12 protein-coding genes are annotated in these 18,691 nt (G+C 53.9%); 2 read left to right on the top strand and 10 right to left on the bottom strand.

The window, feature by feature from the left end; translation table 11 throughout:
- Nucleotides 1-70: 70 nt before the first annotated feature.
- The 10 genes from Q0P86_RS12500 to Q0P86_RS12455 all read right to left on the bottom strand — a co-directional run bounded on the left by Q0P86_RS12500 (nt 71) and on the right by Q0P86_RS12455 (nt 13,371).
- The gene (locus Q0P86_RS12500; protein ID WP_295039852.1) at nt 71-2,878 is read right to left on the bottom strand and encodes a CotH kinase family protein; all 2,808 of its coding nucleotides are present in this window, start codon (nt 2,876-2,878) and stop codon (nt 71-73) included.
- A 367-nt stretch (nt 2,879-3,245) separates the two neighbouring features.
- Complete coding sequence (locus tag Q0P86_RS12495; protein ID WP_291021892.1) at nt 3,246-4,088, bottom strand: EamA family transporter; 843 nt, start codon at nt 4,086-4,088, stop codon at nt 3,246-3,248.
- Between the two features lie 15 nt (nt 4,089-4,103).
- Nucleotides 4,104-4,478 (bottom strand): four helix bundle protein, encoded by a 375-nt coding sequence (locus tag Q0P86_RS12490; protein ID WP_295039850.1) that lies wholly within the window; start codon nt 4,476-4,478, stop codon nt 4,104-4,106.
- A 77-nt stretch (nt 4,479-4,555) separates the two neighbouring features.
- The gene (locus Q0P86_RS12485; protein WP_295039847.1) at nt 4,556-6,907 is read right to left on the bottom strand and encodes a transglycosylase SLT domain-containing protein; all 2,352 of its coding nucleotides are present in this window, start codon (nt 6,905-6,907) and stop codon (nt 4,556-4,558) included.
- A 127-nt stretch (nt 6,908-7,034) separates the two neighbouring features.
- Entirely contained in the window at nt 7,035-8,855 is a 1,821-nt protein-coding gene (ptsP, locus tag Q0P86_RS12480; RefSeq protein ID WP_290996057.1) for a phosphoenolpyruvate--protein phosphotransferase, read from the bottom strand.
- Nucleotides 8,827-9,099 (bottom strand): HPr family phosphocarrier protein, encoded by a 273-nt coding sequence (locus tag Q0P86_RS12475; protein ID WP_290996055.1) that lies wholly within the window; start codon nt 9,097-9,099, stop codon nt 8,827-8,829. The genes ptsP and Q0P86_RS12475 overlap by 29 nt, the downstream gene beginning before the upstream one ends.
- Nucleotides 9,100-9,106: 7 nt before the next feature.
- Nucleotides 9,107-10,027, bottom strand: a complete 921-nt coding sequence (locus tag Q0P86_RS12470) for an MlaD family protein (protein ID WP_294986411.1) — start codon at nt 10,025-10,027, stop codon at nt 9,107-9,109.
- 103 nt (nt 10,028-10,130) lie between these two features.
- Complete coding sequence (locus Q0P86_RS12465) at nt 10,131-10,790, bottom strand: RNA methyltransferase (protein WP_290996047.1); 660 nt, start codon at nt 10,788-10,790, stop codon at nt 10,131-10,133.
- On the bottom strand, nt 10,787-11,848 hold the full coding sequence (locus Q0P86_RS12460; RefSeq protein ID WP_294110973.1) for a hypothetical protein: 1,062 nt from the start codon (nt 11,846-11,848) through the stop codon (nt 10,787-10,789). Before Q0P86_RS12460 ends, Q0P86_RS12465 begins: the two co-directional genes overlap by 4 nt.
- Entirely contained in the window at nt 11,848-13,371 is a 1,524-nt protein-coding gene (locus Q0P86_RS12455; RefSeq protein WP_290996036.1) for a pitrilysin family protein, read from the bottom strand. The genes Q0P86_RS12460 and Q0P86_RS12455 overlap by 1 nt, the downstream gene beginning before the upstream one ends.
- Nucleotides 13,372-13,608: 237 nt before the next feature.
- On the opposite strand from Q0P86_RS12455, the gene Q0P86_RS12450 reads away from it, so the two are divergent.
- Nucleotides 13,609-14,505 (top strand): glutamate--tRNA ligase family protein, encoded by an 897-nt coding sequence (locus Q0P86_RS12450; RefSeq protein WP_290996030.1) that lies wholly within the window; start codon nt 13,609-13,611, stop codon nt 14,503-14,505.
- Between the two features lie 44 nt (nt 14,506-14,549).
- Entirely contained in the window at nt 14,550-18,638 is a 4,089-nt protein-coding gene (locus Q0P86_RS12445; protein ID WP_295039840.1) for a DUF3320 domain-containing protein, read from the top strand.
- The last annotated feature ends 53 nt before the right edge of the window (nt 18,639-18,691 follow it).

Here is an 18,691-nt window from a genome sequence, read left to right as displayed (position 1 = left end):
GGCAATCTTTAGGATTTACATCACATTTTTCTGTTCCTTTGGCGTTCGCAAGGGGCACCACCGTCATAAGCTACTTAAAATTAGCTGTCAACGAACCGACATTCTCCGGCAGAATCGTCCGAGTCGCATCCATCACGCCGTCGCTCCAGCCCGCCCAAATTCCCCCGGCCGAGGCGACCGCCGTTACTGTCACAGGAAAGCCTTTGAAAAAGTTTACCTTGATGGGAGACGAATAGACCTTCAATCCGTGTACATGAATCGCACCGGGGCCATTTACAGACAAACTTACTGGCGTCGGCTCGTCCAGAGCAAAATATTCACGTAACTCGTCATATACGACACCGGGGCGCGCCTTCGCGAAATTTCTGATAGAATTCAACTGCGACTCCATCCGTGACGCGCTCAAGCCCCAGCGTTTCTGGTCGCGGGGAATTTCCGATTCGATTTCCGACATCATCTTGTCGATGCGGGCAAGCACACGGGAACTTTCAAAGTTCATCTGCAGGAGCACCGCCATGCGGTTGATAAACGAGGCCCTGAAGCCATCATTTTCCAACAGGCGGCGGAGCAAGAAAGTATATTCAGGGCCGTTCGGCCACGAAGGGCCATCTTCAGCCGTCGCAAATTCAAATATGTTGTTTGTAAATTCACTATAGTCATTTCCCATTCCAAAATCCATATCGTACAAGAACCATTTCCACTTGGTCTTCGGATTCGTGCCGCGCCATTTCTTGAGGTTGTTTCCCGGCCAGTCGCGATTGTTCGCGTAGATTTCGGTTTGCATGTAGTTGATGAAATTATCGACATCGATTTGATCGGCAACGTAGGCATAATTTTCCGCACTTTCAAGCGAGCGCGATTCTATCCAGTCCATCAGCGCCACATAATCGATTGCAGAACCCGCCGAGACAGAATTGTCCGCCTTGAGCAAATCCACTTCATCAGGGTCCAGACCATAATGCGTCTCGAAGTAGTATTCCGTCGAGCGTTCACGGATGCTGTGAATGCCATAGTACTCGCCATTGTAATACACGACCGCAAATCTTCCGCGCTGGTAATCGACACCGAGCCCTTCGCTTACAGAACTCGCGAGACGGTCACGAATATAGTCGTTGCCGAAATTGCTGCCGTTATTACGCAGCAGGAACACCTTGAACTTGTTCAGCTCCGGAAAATCCGGGAACAACGCGTATTTGAGGCGACTGTCGCCGTACTTTTCGCGAAATGTGATGGAGACAGACTTCTTGTCATTCTGGCGGCTGTAATTGCCGAAAATCTTAAGTCCCGCCCTCTTGGAAAACACGGGTGCAGACACACCCGGCTCCATCAGTTCCACCGTCACGGGGATTTCCTTGTCGAGCCAGTAGTTCGCTCCGTAATGCGGTTCCTTGCTCTGCGCATTAGGGCCCTCCATATATATTCCCGAATCGGGATCGAACATGGAATTCGGATCTGCGGTCACGAATACGACCGGCAAGGCGGGGGCCGCCCCGATAATGTAGGTGCGGACCAGTTCTTCTCCGGGGAGCGCCCCCTTCGCAAACGAGGCGCAGCGAACCGTCGCCGAAGACTTTATCTGTACTAGCGTCGTTTCCGTAGGACCTTCCGTAGGAGAAGCTCCCCCTACGACACAGCGCACCGAATTGTTCCGCGGAATCTGCACCTCAAACGGTTCCGCATAGAATCCCGACGGCGGGAAATCCGCCAACGTGTCGACCGACGGGGATCGCGACGGTGCCACCACCGATGCCGCAAGACCGAACGGAGAAGCATCCCCGTATCCAAAGCCACTCGAACCGTCCGCCAAGACACCAAAGCCCCACGTTTTTCCTACAGGCGTTTCAGGGTACGCCACGGAATCCACGATCGCCGTATCGGCATTCACCAGGTACAGCGAGCCGCCCTTCTTCGAGAGTTTGAAACCGGCGTGCGGTTCATGCCCGCGGTTACGGGCGATGTAGCCGAATACCTTGAGCGCCACCTCCCGCGAATCGCTTGCCTCGGGGCTAATACGCGTGCCGTAAATATTCTTGAGGTCGGGGAAAGTCGTCCCCGTCGGGAGCGGCAACCGATAAACCGTCGAGGAATCCCCCGTGCCTTCCAAAATCAGCTCGTAACCTTTCCAGTCATCCATATCGGGTTGCGCCAGGCGAAAAGAAACCCTGCGGTCCTTGGTGATGTAGGCGTGAACCAGCAACTCGTTCGCCGCCGAAATATCCTGCACATCCGAAGGATCGGCATTTCCCGTCCCTACGAAAAACGAAATGGACGACCAGCCGAGTTCCTCGTTTTCGCCAAGCCGCATCACGCTACCGAACCGGCGCGTTTCACCTTCGGTAAAGCAGTTTTTCTTTTGCCCAGGAAGCGGGTCCGCATAACTGAATCCCGGCGGATCGTTCTGCGCATCGGTCCAAGTCCAGCAACCACTTCCAACCATGTCAAGCGTATCATGCGGCAGCACATAATCGGGATAGTTCTTCCCCGACATAAAAACGAGCAGGAACGAATTTGGGGCGACCTTCACATTCCCGAACTTCCACTTGAACGGCTCCGACTGCGTATCTGTCAGGAACATTCCCGACAAGTCGACCGTATCGGCAGAAGTATTGAAAATTTCGACCCAGCCCGCGTCGTCACCCTCATGGTCTTCGTACCCAATATTAATCGGATCGACCTCGGTAAACATGACGGGGCCACCCACGAACGGAAGCACAGGGGCCGCAAGGGAATCATGCGAAGAACTGCTTGCGGGAACATTCGTCTCGGCATCCCTAGACGAACTGGACGAATCATCCGAGCACGCCAAAAGGAATGCGGACAAGCAGACTGCAACAACCACCTCTCGGACCGCGACAGACGATGTTCGCGAACCACTCATTTGAAAAAAATCCCAATACATCAGGAATAAATATATATTATTAATTCGAATTTCGGAATTCTGATTTCAGAATCATATCTCCGAAAATTACCCAAAAACTTCCACCAAAGTATAAAATAGAACGATGGTTCTCTATTTTGGCGGGGTTGCTGCCGTACATGTTTGTACCATTAGTGCCAAAATTCGGGTCAAAACTAAACCGAGAAAATGTTATCGAACAGGAATTTTGTGGATTTCCGACAATATTGCAATCGGCATTTTCAAACACTGCTTGCGAATGTGCGAACAGTACGAATAGCACCACTAGTAAAAAAACTCTTTTTCATATTTACCCATTTTGCTAGTCTTTTTATAAGAAAAATCTGTTTCAATTATGTCTTTTCTTGCGTCTCGGTCTGCGAACAATGAAGAGGCATGCGCCAATCAGCACGAGAGTCACCGAAACAGCCTTACCCACGGGGAACGCCTCGGAAAAGACGAGCGCCCCCGCAAGGGTCGGAACCGCCGCGCCCACCGCCGCGCTGAACGGAATAATGAACAAAGCTCGCCCACGGGAGAAAGACACCTGCGAATACAGGAAAGCGATTCCGTAAGTCGCAATGTAGCCGAGCGTCCTAAAATCCAGCAACAGGTTCGCTACAGAAGACAGCTCGATATGTTCCAGGTCAAAGTCCATCGCGAGGCTCTTGTAGAACGCCGCCGAAAGGCCGAAGCCAACGCCCATGATCAGCGAATCTACCATTTCGCGGTCCTTCACCCAGAGGTGCGCCACGAGCGTCACGGCACTGAGCCCGCCCGCATACGCCCAGAGCATCGGGATATTCTGAACCGCGGTCGATTCTCCCAGATTTTCCACCGAATACAGGAGGCCCGCCACCACAAAGCAAATGGCAATGACAATTCGCTTTGTCAGGACTTCCTTCAAGATGCAAAAACCCATCAGGGCCGTAAGCACCGGGTTCAGCACCATCATCGGCTGCACCTGAGAAAGGTCGTACCGCGCCATGGCAATGTAATAACCGAGAGTGGCAAGCCCCGAGCAGCCAATGCCCAACCACCAGAATTTATTCGTAATCACGCCCTTGAAAAATTCCCAAGGCTGCGAAGTTCCGCCCGTACGCTTGCCGACCGTGGACACCCCCGACTTTTCGAGGATGTTCCCGCAAGCAAAAAGAAATGCCGGACCGATTGTAAGGAGAAGAAAGAGCATAGCAGTTGGTAGAACTTAGTTGGTAGAGCTTAGAGATTTAGCAGTTCTTTTTCCTAGTCGAGAAAGCATTCTTATGATTTCATTCAACAACGGCATAGATTCTTTTAAATCTTCATCATTTAAATAACCTAGATTTTTGCAAAATAACAATTGTGTTTCTAATTCTGAGGCGGATCCACTTGCTATTCGCAAGAAATAGGACATTTCATTGAGAGACTGACGACCACAACCTTCTGCAATATTTGAGGGAATTGATACTACAGCCCTTCTCATTTGATCAGACAAAGCAAACAATTCTTCCTTTGGTAATTTTTTCACATTTCTATAAATACCTGTCGTCAATCGCATCGCCTTTTGCCAAACAATTAATTTCTTATAATTCGATTCCATACGCATATAGAAGAAGGAATGTTCTAAGTTCTAAGTTCTAAGTTCTAAGTTCTAAGTTCTAAGTTCTAAGTTCTAAGCTACAGTCCCTCGTAGATTTCCCGGTATATCCAATAATTTCCCATGACGCGTTTCACGTAGTCGCGGGTTTCCCAGTAGCTGATTTCTTCAGCGCGGACATCCCAGTGCTTGCCCTCGCCGGCGGCCTGCCAGCGCTTGGTGGGCTTGGGGCCGGCGTTGTAGTTGCCGAGGACGTACATATAGTCGTCGTTGTATTCGGCCTTCAAGTCCACCAAGTAACGAATTCCCAGGCGGATATTCATATAGGCATTAAAGAGCTGGCGCGGTTCGAAGTTTTCGAGGCCTTCCTTGCCGGCGAGCATCTTGCCGGTCGCGGGCATAATCTGCAGTAACCCGCAGGCACCTGCCGGCGACATGATTTCGAAGTTGAAAATCGATTCCTGGCGCATCACGCTATACACGAAGAACGGGTCGATGCGTTCGCCCGAATGGAACTTGACCTGTTCCTTGTACGGAATCGGGTACAGGTAATGCAGCACGTCGATGGGCGGCGCCATCAGGCGGCGGCGATCGATGTTGTTCTGGAACTGACGAGCGAGGCGGTAACCCGCTGCGGTCTCGCCCATTTCATAGAACAGCTTTCCGTACTCGTACAAGAAATCCAGGCGTTTCGCATTTTTCTTGCGGGCCTCGTCGTAAAGCGCAAAGGCCTGTTCGCTAAAGCCGTACTGGAACAACGTGCGGATCCTCTTGTAGCGTTCCGCATTGTAGCTCGTGTCGGGTTTTCCGACCTTCTGCGAGGCACGCACCCAGGCAAGAGTCTGTTCAGGCGCCATCAGCACGCCGTGCGCATACGGGACATCCTTCTCGGCCATCAGTCCGTATTCCACCAACTTCAGGCGGCTGCGGTGCGCATAGTAGGCCAGCGGGAAATCGCGGATACAGTCGAGGTAGGCTTCGCGGGCAAGCGAATCCTTGCCGAGCTTCATGTAGGCATCGCCCAGGAACATACGGGCGCCGCTTCCGCTCCACAGGAACGGTTCCTTACTCGCATCGATAAAGGCCGCCACGGCTTCGTTCCACTTTTCCTGCTTAAAGTACACAAAACCGATACGGAACTTCGCCCACTGTCTTTTTACGTTGTTCTTAAAGCGCTTATGGGAGAGCGTCTTGTAACAGACGATCGCGCTGTCGTAATTTTCCTTCTGTTCGTATTCAAAGCCCTTTACCCAGAGGTTGTTCGCATTTTCCTTGCTGAACTGGCTCGCATCCTGCAACGCGGCATCCATCGCGCGGATTTCCTTTTCGTAACGGCCGGCATTGTTCCTGTACAGGCGCAAGATGGACTGCATCCACAGCGGTCGCGCTTCCACGGAATCCAGCAGGAACTTGAACTGCTTTATTGACTCTTCTTCGCGTTTCAAGGTACGCAGCGTTACGGCGCGTTTTTCCCACAAGTTGATACGGGTCGCCATATCCAGAGAACTGGGCGGCAAATTTTTCTGCAACGAATCTTCAGGAGGCGGGAGGGCCGCTTCCGGCGAAAGCGTAATCAGCAGGGAATCCAGAATCCGAATCGAATCCAACAGCGTCAGGCATTCGTTTGCATTATCCTTCGCGCAAGCCATCTTGGCATACGCCACCTTTTCTTCCAGAGTCTCGGGGGCGCCGCGCACCTTGCGGAGCCTGCGAATCGCCATGAACGCAGAATCCTTATACACCGAGGAACTCGTCAAGAGCTTCAGGTAAACGCGCTTGGCATCCTTCAGTTGCTTGAACTGTTCCAGATACTGCGCGTAACGGTAACGGAGAGCCGCCGCCTCGTCGGACTTCGGGTACTTTTCCACGAACGCCTTCAGCGAGTCCGCATGGGCATGGTCACTCAAGGTCGAATCCGCCATCGCCGCCTCGATTCTCAGGCGGGAGGCTGCCCTGTCAAACGAGGCGTCCTTCTCGTAATTCTGATAGGCCGCCAAAGCGGAACGCATCATCTTGTAATCGCCCAGCTTGAACTTCGCCGTTGCCATTCGAAGAATGACCGCACCGTCCAGCAGCGTATCGCGACCTCGCAATACATCGTATGCCGCATAGGAACTGTCCCACTGTTCCTTGTAAAAGAACTGGGCCGCACGGGCGAAGTCGCGCACGTTCTTCGGCTGCGACTCATCCTCGCTTATCGCTTTCAGGCGCTGCTGACGCACCACCATGTCCTGGAAATGCGCCGGGGCAATCTGCTCCAGTTCCGCATACGGATTGACGGGCGCCAGGGGCATCGTCGCAATCAGGCTATCCGTCGTCTGCGACGGGAGCGGTCCCTGCGCCGCTACGGCATTTTCCTTAGGAATCGCAGGGGCAACAGGCGCGACCTTCGACGAATCCGCCAGGGCGAGCACACTTAAAAAAACAACCAAACAAAAAATCCTACACATATTTTCTCCTAAAGTCTTTTCCGAAGACAACCGACACCGACTGCAACGATATACGAACGGAGTTCCGATTCTATCGAAATGTTTATCGAAGGAAGCAGGTACGGCAGCATCATTTTTTGCTACTGTCCACCTGGCCCACAAAGCTCGATATTCCCAGGTCGCGAATCGTCTGGGCATACTTGCCGTGCATATAGCTGTTCACGCTTTCGGCGTCATCCATCTGCAAAACCGTAAGGGCCGAATCGCGCACATCCTCGAAGTTGATGGAACGGATAATCTTCTTGGTCGACATCACGCTCCAGGGCGTCATCGAAAGTTCATCGACACCGAGTCCCACCAAGAGCAGCACGCTCATCGGGTCCGCACTCATTTCGCCGCAAACGGCCACGGGAATTCCCTCGCGGTGTGCCGCCTGGACCGTCTGGTAAATCATGCTGAGTACTGCCGGATGGTGCGGCTGGAACATGTCCGTAATCAATTCGTTCGTACGGTCCACGGCCAAAGTAAACTGAACCAGGTCGTTCGTACCGATGCTGAAGAAATCCACCTCTTTCGCTAGTTTGTCCACAATCATCACCGCGGCGGGGACTTCGATCATCACGCCCACTTTCACCTTAGCGACCTTGTGCCCTTCGGCCTCGAGTTCCTTGCGGCTTTTCTCGATGCAGGCGCGGGCACGGCGGAGTTCCGTCATCCCCGAAATCATCGGCAACAGCAAGCGCAGGTTGCCCTTGGTATTCGCAAGCAGCAACGCCTTCAGCTGGGTGCAGAAAATATCTTCGCGGTCGAGACACACGCGAATCGAGCGCCATCCCATAAACGGGTTCGACTCGTTCACCGCCGTAATGCCATTCACCAGCTTGTCGCCACCGGCATCCAATGTACGGATCGTCACGGGGCACGGGTACATCGTCTCGAGGATATAGCGGTAGGCATCGCGCTGCTCGTCCTGAGTCGGCGCATCCTTGCGCAGGAACAAAAATTCAGAACGGTAAAGGCCGATACCCGTCGCACCGAAATCCGTCACCTTTTCAGATTCCGACGGAAGTTCGATATTGGCGTGCAAGGTGATATACTTGCCATCGCGCGTCATCGGTTCCAGCTGGCGCATCGTGAACAGCTCACGACGCTGCCGTTCAAAGACTTCCTGACGGGCATGGAAATCATTGACGTCATCCTGGTTCGGATTGATGACGACCTGTCCGCTCGAACCATCGACAATGACCGTATCGCCGGATTTCACCAGGGCGGCAAAATTACGGAGACCCGACACCAGGGGTATCTGGAGAGAACGCGCGAGAATCGCCACATGGCTTGTACGGCCACCGGTATCCATCGCAAGTGCCGCCACCTGGCCGGGCTTGATCGACATCAACAGGCTCGGCAACAACTCATGGCCCACAAGGATAATGCCGTCTTCACGAGCTTCGTCCTCCAACACAGGTCCGGAGTCTTCCATCGCCGCCATCAAGCGGTTGTACACGTCCCTCAAGTCCGCCGCCTTGTCGCGCATCGCCGGGGAGTCGACCTTTTCGAACTGGTCGATATAGGAACCTAGCACCACGTGAACCGCCCAGCGCGCATTCTTGTGTTCCTTGCGGACCTTATCAAGGATTCCGTTAATCAACACGGGATCCTGCAAAATCATCAAGTGAGTCGCAAAGATGAGGCTATCCTTCATCCCGGTGCGACTTTCGGAAATTTCCTTGATCTGCGAAACTTCCTTGACCGTCTTGTGGATTGCCTTCAAGAAGAGCTGTTCCTCGTCGGCAAGACGGCTTTCCGGCAATGTTTCTTCCACCACCGAGATATTCCGGTTGATTACCGGAAAAACGCGTCCCATGGCAAAGCCCGGAGACGCAGGCACGCCCGTCATCACGATACGGGCGGGAGCCTTCTTGCTAGCAGGGTTCTTCGTTGAAGTGGTCATTGAACAGACTTTCCAGCAGAGAAGCCACGCATTCTTCATCTTCGCCGTCTATCTCGAACTTGACTTCGGAGCCCGCGGGAATGGCGAGCATCATCACATTCAAGATGCTCTTTGCATTTGCCTTGGAGCCTTCGAACACAATCGAGATGTCGCTTTTCGCCTGACCGGTAATATCGACGATCATTCCGGCCGGCCTAGCGTGAATTCCCAACTTGTTTGTCACCACCAGTGTTTTCTCTATCATTTTTTCCTCAGAACAAATCCACATTGATATCGAGACCGTCGTGCAGGATAACGCGTACCAAACTATCCGCCGAGTGCACCGTCTTCACCAAATCGTCATGCAAGGTCCTGTCGTTCAGCAAGATGCCGACCGTATTATCCTTGGATTCAATCTTCGTCTGAACCTTGACGATCAGTTCATCCAAATGGTTCGTCACGCCTTCGAGTTCGCCGATCAGCTTGTCGGCATCGCTCATCACCTTGTCGGTATTGGCGAACATATTGTCGATGGGCGGTTTCACCCCGTCCAAAAGGGCGTCGACCTTCGCCACCACCTGGTTCAGCCCCAACAGGCTCTTCTTGAGCTGCGGATCCGTCGTATTCAGCATGGTAATGGCACGGTCTTCCAGGGTTTCCGCCTTCACGAGCAGGGTCTTGAACCTTTCCTGGAATTCAGGATTCACAATCGTCTGGTTAAGCGCATGTTTCACCGATTCCAAAAGCACCTTGGTACTGTCGCACAGTTCGCCCGCAAGACCAATCGCTTCGGCAATACCCGCATCGAACTGGCCCGTAATGGTATCGCCCGGCGCAAAGTATTCCATCTGGTCGCCCAGGATAATGCCAATCTGGCGTTCACCCATGATGCCGATGTTCTGCACGCGGATTTCAGAATCCTTCGGAATTTTCACGTCGGTACGCAGGCGGATGGTCACCACCACGCGGTGTCCCGAAAGTTCGATGGCCTCGACCTTTCCGAGTTTCACGCCGTTCACCTTGACGGGGTCATCCAAAACGAGAGTACTCACCTGGGTAAAACGGAGATGGAAGGTATTGTACGTTTCCCGAGGATCCTTCTCGTTCAAAAAGAAAATTCCGAAAACAAGAATGATAAGGGCCAGTATGACCACTAGGCCGACTGAAAAATAAAGAGCCGTATACTTTTTCATTTGTGAAGCAATCTAGCATTTTTGTATACAGCGCAGAAAAAAAGCCCTCTAAAAAGGGGGCTTTGAGGCTTGAAATCGCATTTTTACGAACGGGACAGACGGATTATTCTTCCACCCGCGTAATGGGGCTGTTGTTTTCGATGCCGTTCACATGGCGGTCGAGCCAATCCCACAGCAAGGCGTCGCGTTCATCCTTCTTGAGCAGGAATTTCTCGCGGCCTTCCTTCTGCATGAACACGTCGAGGTAGGTCATCAGCACGCCACCGGCCACCGACACGTTCATCGATTCGGTAATGCCGTACTGCGGAAGCTTGAACTCGTAATCGGCATGGGCTAGCGTATCGGGATGGTTCCCGTGGAATTCGCTTCCCAGGTAAAAGGCCGTAGGCTGGCTCAAGTCCAGGTCCAGAACGGAGTTGGTCGTATTGGTGCTTGCCACGGCAATCTTGTAGCCCTTCGCACGCAGCTTTTCCATGCAGAGCATACGCTTCTTGTAAAGGTACAGGCTCATCCACTTGTAGGACCCCTTCAGAATGGACTTGTTCACGCTGTAGGCATTGTCCTCTTCGATAATGTGGACATCCTGGAGGCCAAAAACTTCGGCGGTACGGATGACTGCAGAAATGTTGTGCGGATCGAACAAGTCTTCCAGCACCATGCAAAAATGCCTTGTGCGGCGGTCCACCACAGATGCCAAAAGTTCGCGGCGGCGTTCCGTTACGCGAGCCAGCAGGGATTCCATCGATTCTCTTTCTTCGCTCATTTCTTGTCCTTGATTATTTGATTGTCGTCTACCATGATGGGCACAGCCTGCATATCCTGCTTGCGCTTTTCCTTGCGGGCCTTCTGCAAACGTTCAAAGTCGCCCAGCTCCCAATGGGCGCCGTTGACCACCTCTTCAAAATCCAGCACGTACTGTACATTCTCGGAAGATTTCAGGGCTGCACTCTTCAGCATCGGTTCCTTATTGCCGCTAAAGTACATTTTGGAAGCCTTCTTGACATCATCGACAATCCGGTCGACCTTACTGTTCACGACACTCCGGAACACCTTCATCTGCATAATGGAATTGAGCACCGAATTCGCCGGAAATACGATGGCAGTTAATTTGTACTTAAGCTTGTTTCCCGGAAGGGGATCCATGTCCAGATATGCGATTGCCGTTCCGTGCAACTGCCACTTGAGCACATGCGCATGGCCGTAACCGAAGAACAGGTTGCGCATCCCGAGCCGTTTTCCGGCGCTATCCTGCAGGGCCCAGTAGAATTCCCCGGAAAGGCTGCGACCGTTACTTCCGTTAAAGAAACGCCTGTTCGGATGCGTATACTCAAGCGTGTAATTTTCATCCAGGTAGGCGTTGATCAGTTGCGTCGTAAAGGGCATATTGTCAAACAGGTACTTGATGACATTCTCGTTGAGCGGAAGCGTTCCCTCGTTTACATAGACCGCACGGTAGCGCCGTCCGAGCCTCGCAAAGACTTCCGCCGCCATCGGGACCTTAGGATTAGGCAAGTAGCCGCGTTTTTCCACTTCCTTGTAAACGCCGCAGAATTCCTTGTCGTACTTGTGGTGCGGCCAGGGTTTCTTGTCTTCCTCGAAACAGCCTTCGTAGTCAATGTCCATGCAGATCTTGAGCCCCGAGCAGAGCGAACGCAAGTCGTCGTCGTTGCCCAGTTTTTTCCGGAGGTTGTCATGGACCCACATCTTGGCAAGCGAATCCGCCGGCACCGTCCGCGCAGCATTGTCCGCAGCTAGCGACACCGCAACGCCCATAAGCATTGCAACAGAGGCTAGCATCACCTGTCGAACAAAGCGAAGCATCAATCCCTGAACTCCAGGCTATCAAGCGGCACTACCGTAAACGGCTTCACGGCATCCAATTTCGCCACGGGCGCCACAATCGAGACCGTCATCTTGTCCATGTCAAAGTATTTCTTGGTCATCGCCTTCACCTGGTCCGCCGTCACGGCATTGATTTCCTTGACATAGTCCAGATAATGGTCGAAGGTTTTCCCGACAAGTTCGCCTCGCGCAAAAATCGTCGCAGTCGCTTCGGGACTATCGAATAGGCTCGGGAGGCTTTCGATCAGCGACTTTTTCGCCTGCGAAAGTTCTTCTTCCGTGGGACCTTTTTCGGCAAATTCCTGCACTACCTCGCGAATCAGCTTCAGAGCGAAATCCACCGATTCCACCTTGGTCTGCAAGGCAATCGTCACCATAGCCGTATCGCGGTAATCGTTACCGACCGAACTGTACACGCTATAGGCAAGGCCTTCGTCGCTGCGGACACGGTTCATCAGGCGGCTTGTAAAACTTCCGCCACCCAAGATGAAACTCGCCACCGCCGCCGGGTAGTAGTCTTCGTGCGGTCTCTTTACGAAAGGTTGGTTCATCGAAATGTTCGCCTGCGTTATATCCTTGTCCACCACATAAATGCCGGGCTTGCGCAAGAACGAAAGCAACTGCGGTTCTGCCACCGTGGGTTTCGCCGCCTTCTTCTTTGCCGAAGAGTCCGCCGCACCGACCGCAATTTTCCAGCCTTCGAAGAATTCCTTGAGTTTCGTGACAGCGGAATCCCGGTCCACATCGCCCGAAAGCGCAAACACGATCCGGTTCGAAGAATAGACTCCCTGGGACAAGCGTTTCACGTCGGCAACGGAAACCTTCTTGTACTCCTCCGCGTTGGCATCCCACAACCTCGGATTCGGGGCATAGTTCACCTTGGAACGGAGCGCCGAAAGCACCTTCGCCGGAGTATCGTAACGGCGGTCATAAGCAGTCAGGAAATTCGCCCGCAAAATCTCAAGCTGTTCCTTGTCAAAGGCGGGGGCCGTGAGCACCTGTTTCGCCAAGGCAAGCATATTGTCAAAATCCTTCGAAAGGCAGTCTATGTCAAAAGTCGAGGTAAAGGTCCCGACCGACGAACCGATTCCCGCACTGATAAATTCCAGGGAATCATCGAGGGCTCGAGCCGAAATACCGCCACCGCCGCCGCGACGCAGCATACTTCCCACCATGGAACTCGCCGCCTCGTCCTTCAAGACCATCGGCACGCGCGACTGTTCAAAGAAAACCGCAAAATTCACCAGGGGCAGGCTGCGGTCACTCACGATGTAACCGACAATCCCCGGCGCAATTTCCACGCGGAAATCCTTCGGATACGGCGCCACATACTTGTATTCCGGAAACTGGATATCCTTGTAGCTCTCAGGAACAGCAGACACTTCACCTTGCGGCAGCGAAGCCGCCGCAACCTGTTCTGCAACAGGGGCAGGCACCGCATCTGCCGGCACAGCAGAAGCAACGGGTTCCGTCTGCGACTCCGGCGCACCGGAACATGCCATAAGCCCTAAAGCAAAAAAGCAACTAACGGTTGCATGCAAAAGCAGAAATCTATACTTTTTCATCATTCGTCAAGATAGAAAAAAACATCCCTCTAGGATGACGGTCTCGAAGAAGTTTTCCCCGGAGCGAAGCGAAGGGGCTCCATCGATGCCCCCCCCCTTGGATTCCGTTGGTCGTTACACTTCCTCCAAGGTGATTATGCAAACCGCAACTTGCTATTTTCTACATTTTCACTTATGAGTGGCACGATCCGTTTTGCACCGAGCCCTACGGGCTATCTCCACGAAGGGCATCTGCTTTCCGCCCTTTACGTGTGGGCGGCGGCAAAAAAATGGGACATGAAAGTTCACTTGCGCATCGAGGACCACGACCAGGGTCGCGCCCGAAAGGAATACATCGACAGCATCTACGAAGACCTCGCCTGGCTCGGATTCAAGTACGACAGCGAAAGCATCCAGAGCACACGATTCGATTTCTACCAGCGCATCCTCGAAAAACTGGACGCTCTTGGACTTGTTTACCCCTGCACCTGCAGCCGCAAGCAGCTCCTTGCCGAAAACCCGCGAAGCGAAACCGGCGAAGTCATCTATCAGGGAAAATGCAGACCCATTCAGTCAAACAGAGAAACTCCGCACAGTCTCCGCGTCGTCATTCCAGACAAAGTAATTGACTGGCACGACGAGCGCCTCGGCGACTTCCACGAAAATCCCAAATTGCAATGCGGAGATTTCCCGATCCGTGACCGCGACGGTTACTGGACCTACCAATTCGCGGTCTGCATTGACGACCTCACGCAGGGTATATCGCACATCGTCCGCGGCGAAGACATCCTCAATTCCACCGCTCGCCAGATCGCTCTTTCGCAGATGATTGCAGATGCCTGTACAGGCGACGCCTCGCTCCAGGTTCCCGCCTATACGCGCCCCCTGTACCTGCACCACCCCCTTATCGTCGACGGCAGCGGCAAAAAACTTTCCAAGCGCGAACATGCCCATAGCCTTCGCCAAGACAAGGAAGCCGGAATCACCCCGGAAGCCCTTTTCGGAAGGGTCCTTTTCAAGGCAAAGCTCCAGGAAAGCGACCTCCCCACCCCCCTGGAAGACGCACTTGGACAAATCATCCGTACTTTATAGCGACCATCTCGGTTTTCCCCGCCAAAAAAAAGTATATTCAGGGTATGTCATCGCCATCCGCTACTGTTGCAAAAATAAGGCAAGAAGCGGCCCTCTTCGATACCAAGGACCGTCTCCTCAATTTCTCCACCAAGAACGACTTCCAATCCCCACTCGTCATGGAAGCCGGCGACCTTTTCTTTGAAAAATGGCTCCAGGCCAAGGGTCCCCTTCCGCTAGAATCGTTCTTTCAGGTTTCTGCCAACTTTACGGCTCAGCAAAAGATAACCGCCATTGACGCGATGACGGCGGTTCTACGCAACAAGCTCGAAGACTTCGGCGAAACAGACCTTTACCTGGTCCTCGGATTCCTGAAGTGGGACGGCAACGCACTCGCCCCGAGCCTGCTCATTCCCCTGGATGCCGACCCCGTCCAAAAGACGCTTACCATTTCGAAGCGCACCCCCATCGAGAACGTCATCCTCCGCGAACGACTCAAGGATTCCGTGACGCTCCCCACCACCGAGGACGCGGTCATCAACGGCAAGTTCAGCCTGCTCCTCTATTTTTCGCTTTTCGAAAAGGCTATCGCAAGCAACCGCAACTGGAAATTCACGCGCCACGGTCTCTGTCTCAGTTTCTTCAACACGGACCAGTTGCTTCTCAAGAAGCGAATGGCCCAAGGATTCCAGGACAAGACGGTCAACGCCAATCCGACACTCGCCTCCCTTTTCAGCGAAGACGGCTTCCAGACGCAGGAATCCCTTTTCGAGGAACAGAATTTTGACAAGGTATTCTCGCCCGCGGATCACCATTTCCTTTACACCACGGATTCGCATACCGACAAGGTCATTGTCGACGCCCTGAACGACCAAGCGAAAGCTTATGCCATACAGGCGCTCCCCGGCACCGACAAGATGAAGGTCGCCGCGAACATCGTGGCCGATTCCGTCGCCAAGGGACAAAAGGTTCTCGTGGTTCACCGTCGCGCCGTTTCCGGCCGCGCCTTCAAGGAAGCCTGGAAACCCTCTTTCCGCAGTTTCCCGCAAGCCGACCGAAGCGCCCTGGAACAGGACGTCCGCAAGATGCGCGCGGAATTCCAGGAATACTACGACACCGTCAACAATCCGATTGCGCCGGCAAATGTTCCGCTGGCCAGCCTCCTCGAAGAATTCGTCGCCATCAAGCCGTCCAAGCGCAAGTATCCCGCTTCGGTCTTGCAAGGAATTTCTTCGCTGGGCTACCAGGAATACCTAGACCTCAAGAATGACCTAAACCTTCTGAACGAACTCTATTTCGACAAGAAGGGAATCGAAGCGCGTAGGGCATTCCAGGGCGTAAAGCTCCCCGGTCTCAACGCCGAACTGCAACAGACCTTGTCGCAGGAACTGGGCCGTGCCGCAAGCCGCGCCTCGAGCCTCGACGGGCTCATCAAGATCATGGAAGGCACCGGACTCTTCCCCACGGGAATTTTCCTTTCGAGCCTTGCCGACACGCTGGAAATCATCCGCGATCACTTCAACAAGGACACTCCCGAGTTCGAAGATTGGCAACTGCGAAGCCACAACTGGACCGCCTACAGAGACACGCTCACGGCGCTTCCCGAAGCGGGCGACCAATGGGTACGCTACCGCAGACAGACCTCCGAAATTTATACGGACACAGCCGTAGACGAAAACATCCAGTCGGCGCGTGAAGACTTTGCCGAAAGCCAGAAGGCCACCCTCAAGGGGCTTTCCGACCGTTACCGTTCTTCTAGGCGCAAGCTCCTCTCGGTGCTCCGCAATCCGAAAGATGTCGAATCCGACGCCAACCTACTCGACCTGATAGACACCCTGCTTGAACTGCAAGCCAACAAGCGAGCGTACAAGGAAAGCGCCGTCCTCGGCAACCATCTGCTCGGCAGGGACTGGCACTACGAACGGTCCAACTGGGTCGAACTCAACAGCAAGATCCAGTTTATCTACGAATTCCGCGACAAGCACAAGAACGATCCCAAGCTCGACCTGCTCCTGCATATTTTGGAACAATGGCACCTGTTCAAGGATATGCTCCCGCAATTCGACGAGCTGTACCATTCGGTCCTCGAGCTACAGCAATCCATCAAGCAAATCAACAAGGCGATGGAACTGGACACTCCGCTCGAAAGCCTGAGCATCGAAAAATGGCTCGGCAGGATCAAATCGTGGAGCGAAAACTGGGACCACCTCGACATCCACGTGCAGCTGACCGCCTTGTTCAAGAAAATGGAAAGCTACCCGTGCAAGGGTTTGGTGCAATTCATATCCGATCCCGAAAATGCGGACAAGGAACTCATCAACGTCGTGTCTTCCTGCTGGAGCAGGGAACAGATCCAGAATGTCACCAAGACCTGCCCGAACCTGTTTACGCAACCGCCCAAGGAACTTTCCAAGAAAGGCAAGGCGTACCGCGAACTTCTGGACAAGTTCAGCAACGCAAACTTCAGCGAATTGCACCAGGCCGTCGAAAAGAATCCCGACGCCCTGACGCACCTTTCGCTGAGCGACACCTTCTGCATTTCCGAGAAGACCTCTTTTGACATCGCGCTCATCCTGGATGCCGACAGCATCTCGATTGCCGAAGCGATCCCGACCATTTTTGCAGCAGGCAAGACCATCCTTGTCGGCGACCCGCACAATCCGGCGCTGGAGTTCCAGCCGCTTGACGCCTTCCAAGACCAGCCGTTCCCGCACTCGCCCTTCTTCCAGGAAAGCATCCTGACAGCGGCACTCCGGCAGGGCATCCCGACCCGCGAGCTCTGGTTCTCTTCGCTGTACGGCGATGCCGCACTCGTCGCTTTCGCCAACAGCCATATCTACAACCACGGCATCAAGCAGTTCCCGACGCCTAGCAGCGATCCGTTCAAGGGAATCCGACTCAAGGTCATCGAAGACAAGGTGAACGCCATTGCGCAGGCCGCCCTGCAGCACGCCGAGCGCCACCCCGAAAAGACTCTCGGAATCATCGCATTCCACCAGTCCACCTGTCGCGAAATCGAAGACGCCATTCGCTCCCAGCTCCTGACTGGCACCCCCATTGCGGCATTTTTCACGCGCCCGAACCCGGACATCTGTTTCTTCGTCAAGACGCCGGACCGCGCCGTCGACCGTTTCAGGGATGTCGTCCTCGTTTGTGGTGAACCGGAAATTGCAAGCAACAACAAGGTCGCCATCTGCTCGACCCTCGCTAAAAAGGAACTGCAAGTTTTCATATCGGAAACAGACTCCGCAAAGGGCAACGACCAGAAGCACACCCTTTTCCGCGAATGGATCACCCACTTGCAGAACAAGGAATACAACGCAGACGACACGACAACGTCGGCCACATCGCCGCTCCGCGAACAGGTACTCAAGGCACTCGCCAGCGAGAACATCCAGGCGAAAGAAAGCTTCTCCCGCGGCGGAATCCCCGTCGGTCCCGTCATTATCGACGCGAACAATCCGAACCGCTACCTGGCACTCATCGAGGACGACTGCACCGCGGAACGTTTCCGCGACTCGGTCGAAGACCGCAACTACATCCGTCCGCAAATCTTGAAACAGCTCGGCTGGAAGGTCATGAACCTCTGGCTCCCCTTCTGGTTCATGGCGCAGAAGGACGCAATCGGCCACCTCGTGGCGACCATCGCCATCGAACAGAGCGTCGCCCCGCCGCCGTCCGCTTCGACCGAAGAAGAAGACGAATCGGAAGTCTTTGCCAACAGCGCCCCGACAACGGTCCCGTACCAGGTGCAACATCCGAAAATCGAGGGTACAGCCCACGACAAGCCGATTGCGGAACTCCCTGCCGCGGCACTCATCACGCAGCTCAAATTCTATGTGGACTCTGAGGCTCCCATCCACCAGGACATCCTGATACTGCGCATCCTGGAACTCCACCATGTGGACCGCATGGGCCCCATCCTCCAGAAGGCTCTCACCGAAGCCATCAACCAGGGGCTGCAGAAAAAGCGTTTCATCAAGACTGGCCCGTTCTTCTACTCGCTCAAGCCCAAGGAGCTTGCCCCGCGCAACCGCGCCGGACGCCCCGACTTCGAAAGGAAACTCGCCTACGTCGCACCGGAAGAACGCGCCCTCATGCCGCTAAGCATGGACGAACACGCCCTCAAAGAAGCGATGGGACTGCTAGAGTAAGTCACCCTCGCCCGCAAGGACGCGACAGGACTTCGCTACAAGTCACCCTCGCC

Origin of the sequence: uncultured Fibrobacter sp. (genome assembly GCF_946062555.1) — a bacterium.
In the GTDB taxonomy this organism is placed as follows: domain Bacteria; phylum Fibrobacterota; class Fibrobacteria; order Fibrobacterales; family Fibrobacteraceae; genus Fibrobacter.
Note: the sequence above shows the minus strand (reverse complement) of the source record. Positions and strands in the feature narration are given on the sequence as shown.

Excerpts from the sequence above, each read along its gene's own strand:
- Q0P86_RS12445 (WP_295039840.1), top strand. The coding sequence starts at position 14,550 with ATGTCATCGCCATCCGCTACTGTTGCAAAAATAAGGCAAGAAGCGGCC.
- Q0P86_RS12495 (WP_291021892.1), bottom strand. The coding sequence starts at position 4,088 with ATGCTCTTTCTTCTCCTTACAATCGGTCCGGCATTTCTTTTTGCTTGC.
- Q0P86_RS12490 (WP_295039850.1), bottom strand. The coding sequence starts at position 4,478 with ATGGAATCGAATTATAAGAAATTAATTGTTTGGCAAAAGGCGATGCGA.
- Q0P86_RS12470 (WP_294986411.1), bottom strand. The coding sequence starts at position 10,027 with ATGAAAAAGTATACGGCTCTTTATTTTTCAGTCGGCCTAGTGGTCATA.
- Q0P86_RS12500 (WP_295039852.1), bottom strand. The coding sequence starts at position 2,878 with ATGAGTGGTTCGCGAACATCGTCTGTCGCGGTCCGAGAGGTGGTTGTT.
- Q0P86_RS12465 (WP_290996047.1), bottom strand. The coding sequence starts at position 10,790 with ATGAGCGAAGAAAGAGAATCGATGGAATCCCTGCTGGCTCGCGTAACG.
- Q0P86_RS12455 (WP_290996036.1), bottom strand. The coding sequence starts at position 13,371 with ATGGCATGTTCCGGTGCGCCGGAGTCGCAGACGGAACCCGTTGCTTCT.
- Q0P86_RS12475 (WP_290996055.1), bottom strand. The coding sequence starts at position 9,099 with ATGATAGAGAAAACACTGGTGGTGACAAACAAGTTGGGAATTCACGCT.
- Q0P86_RS12460 (WP_294110973.1), bottom strand. The coding sequence starts at position 11,848 with ATGCTTCGCTTTGTTCGACAGGTGATGCTAGCCTCTGTTGCAATGCTT.
- ptsP (WP_290996057.1), bottom strand. The coding sequence starts at position 8,855 with ATGACCACTTCAACGAAGAACCCTGCTAGCAAGAAGGCTCCCGCCCGT.
- Q0P86_RS12450 (WP_290996030.1), top strand. The coding sequence starts at position 13,609 with ATGAGTGGCACGATCCGTTTTGCACCGAGCCCTACGGGCTATCTCCAC.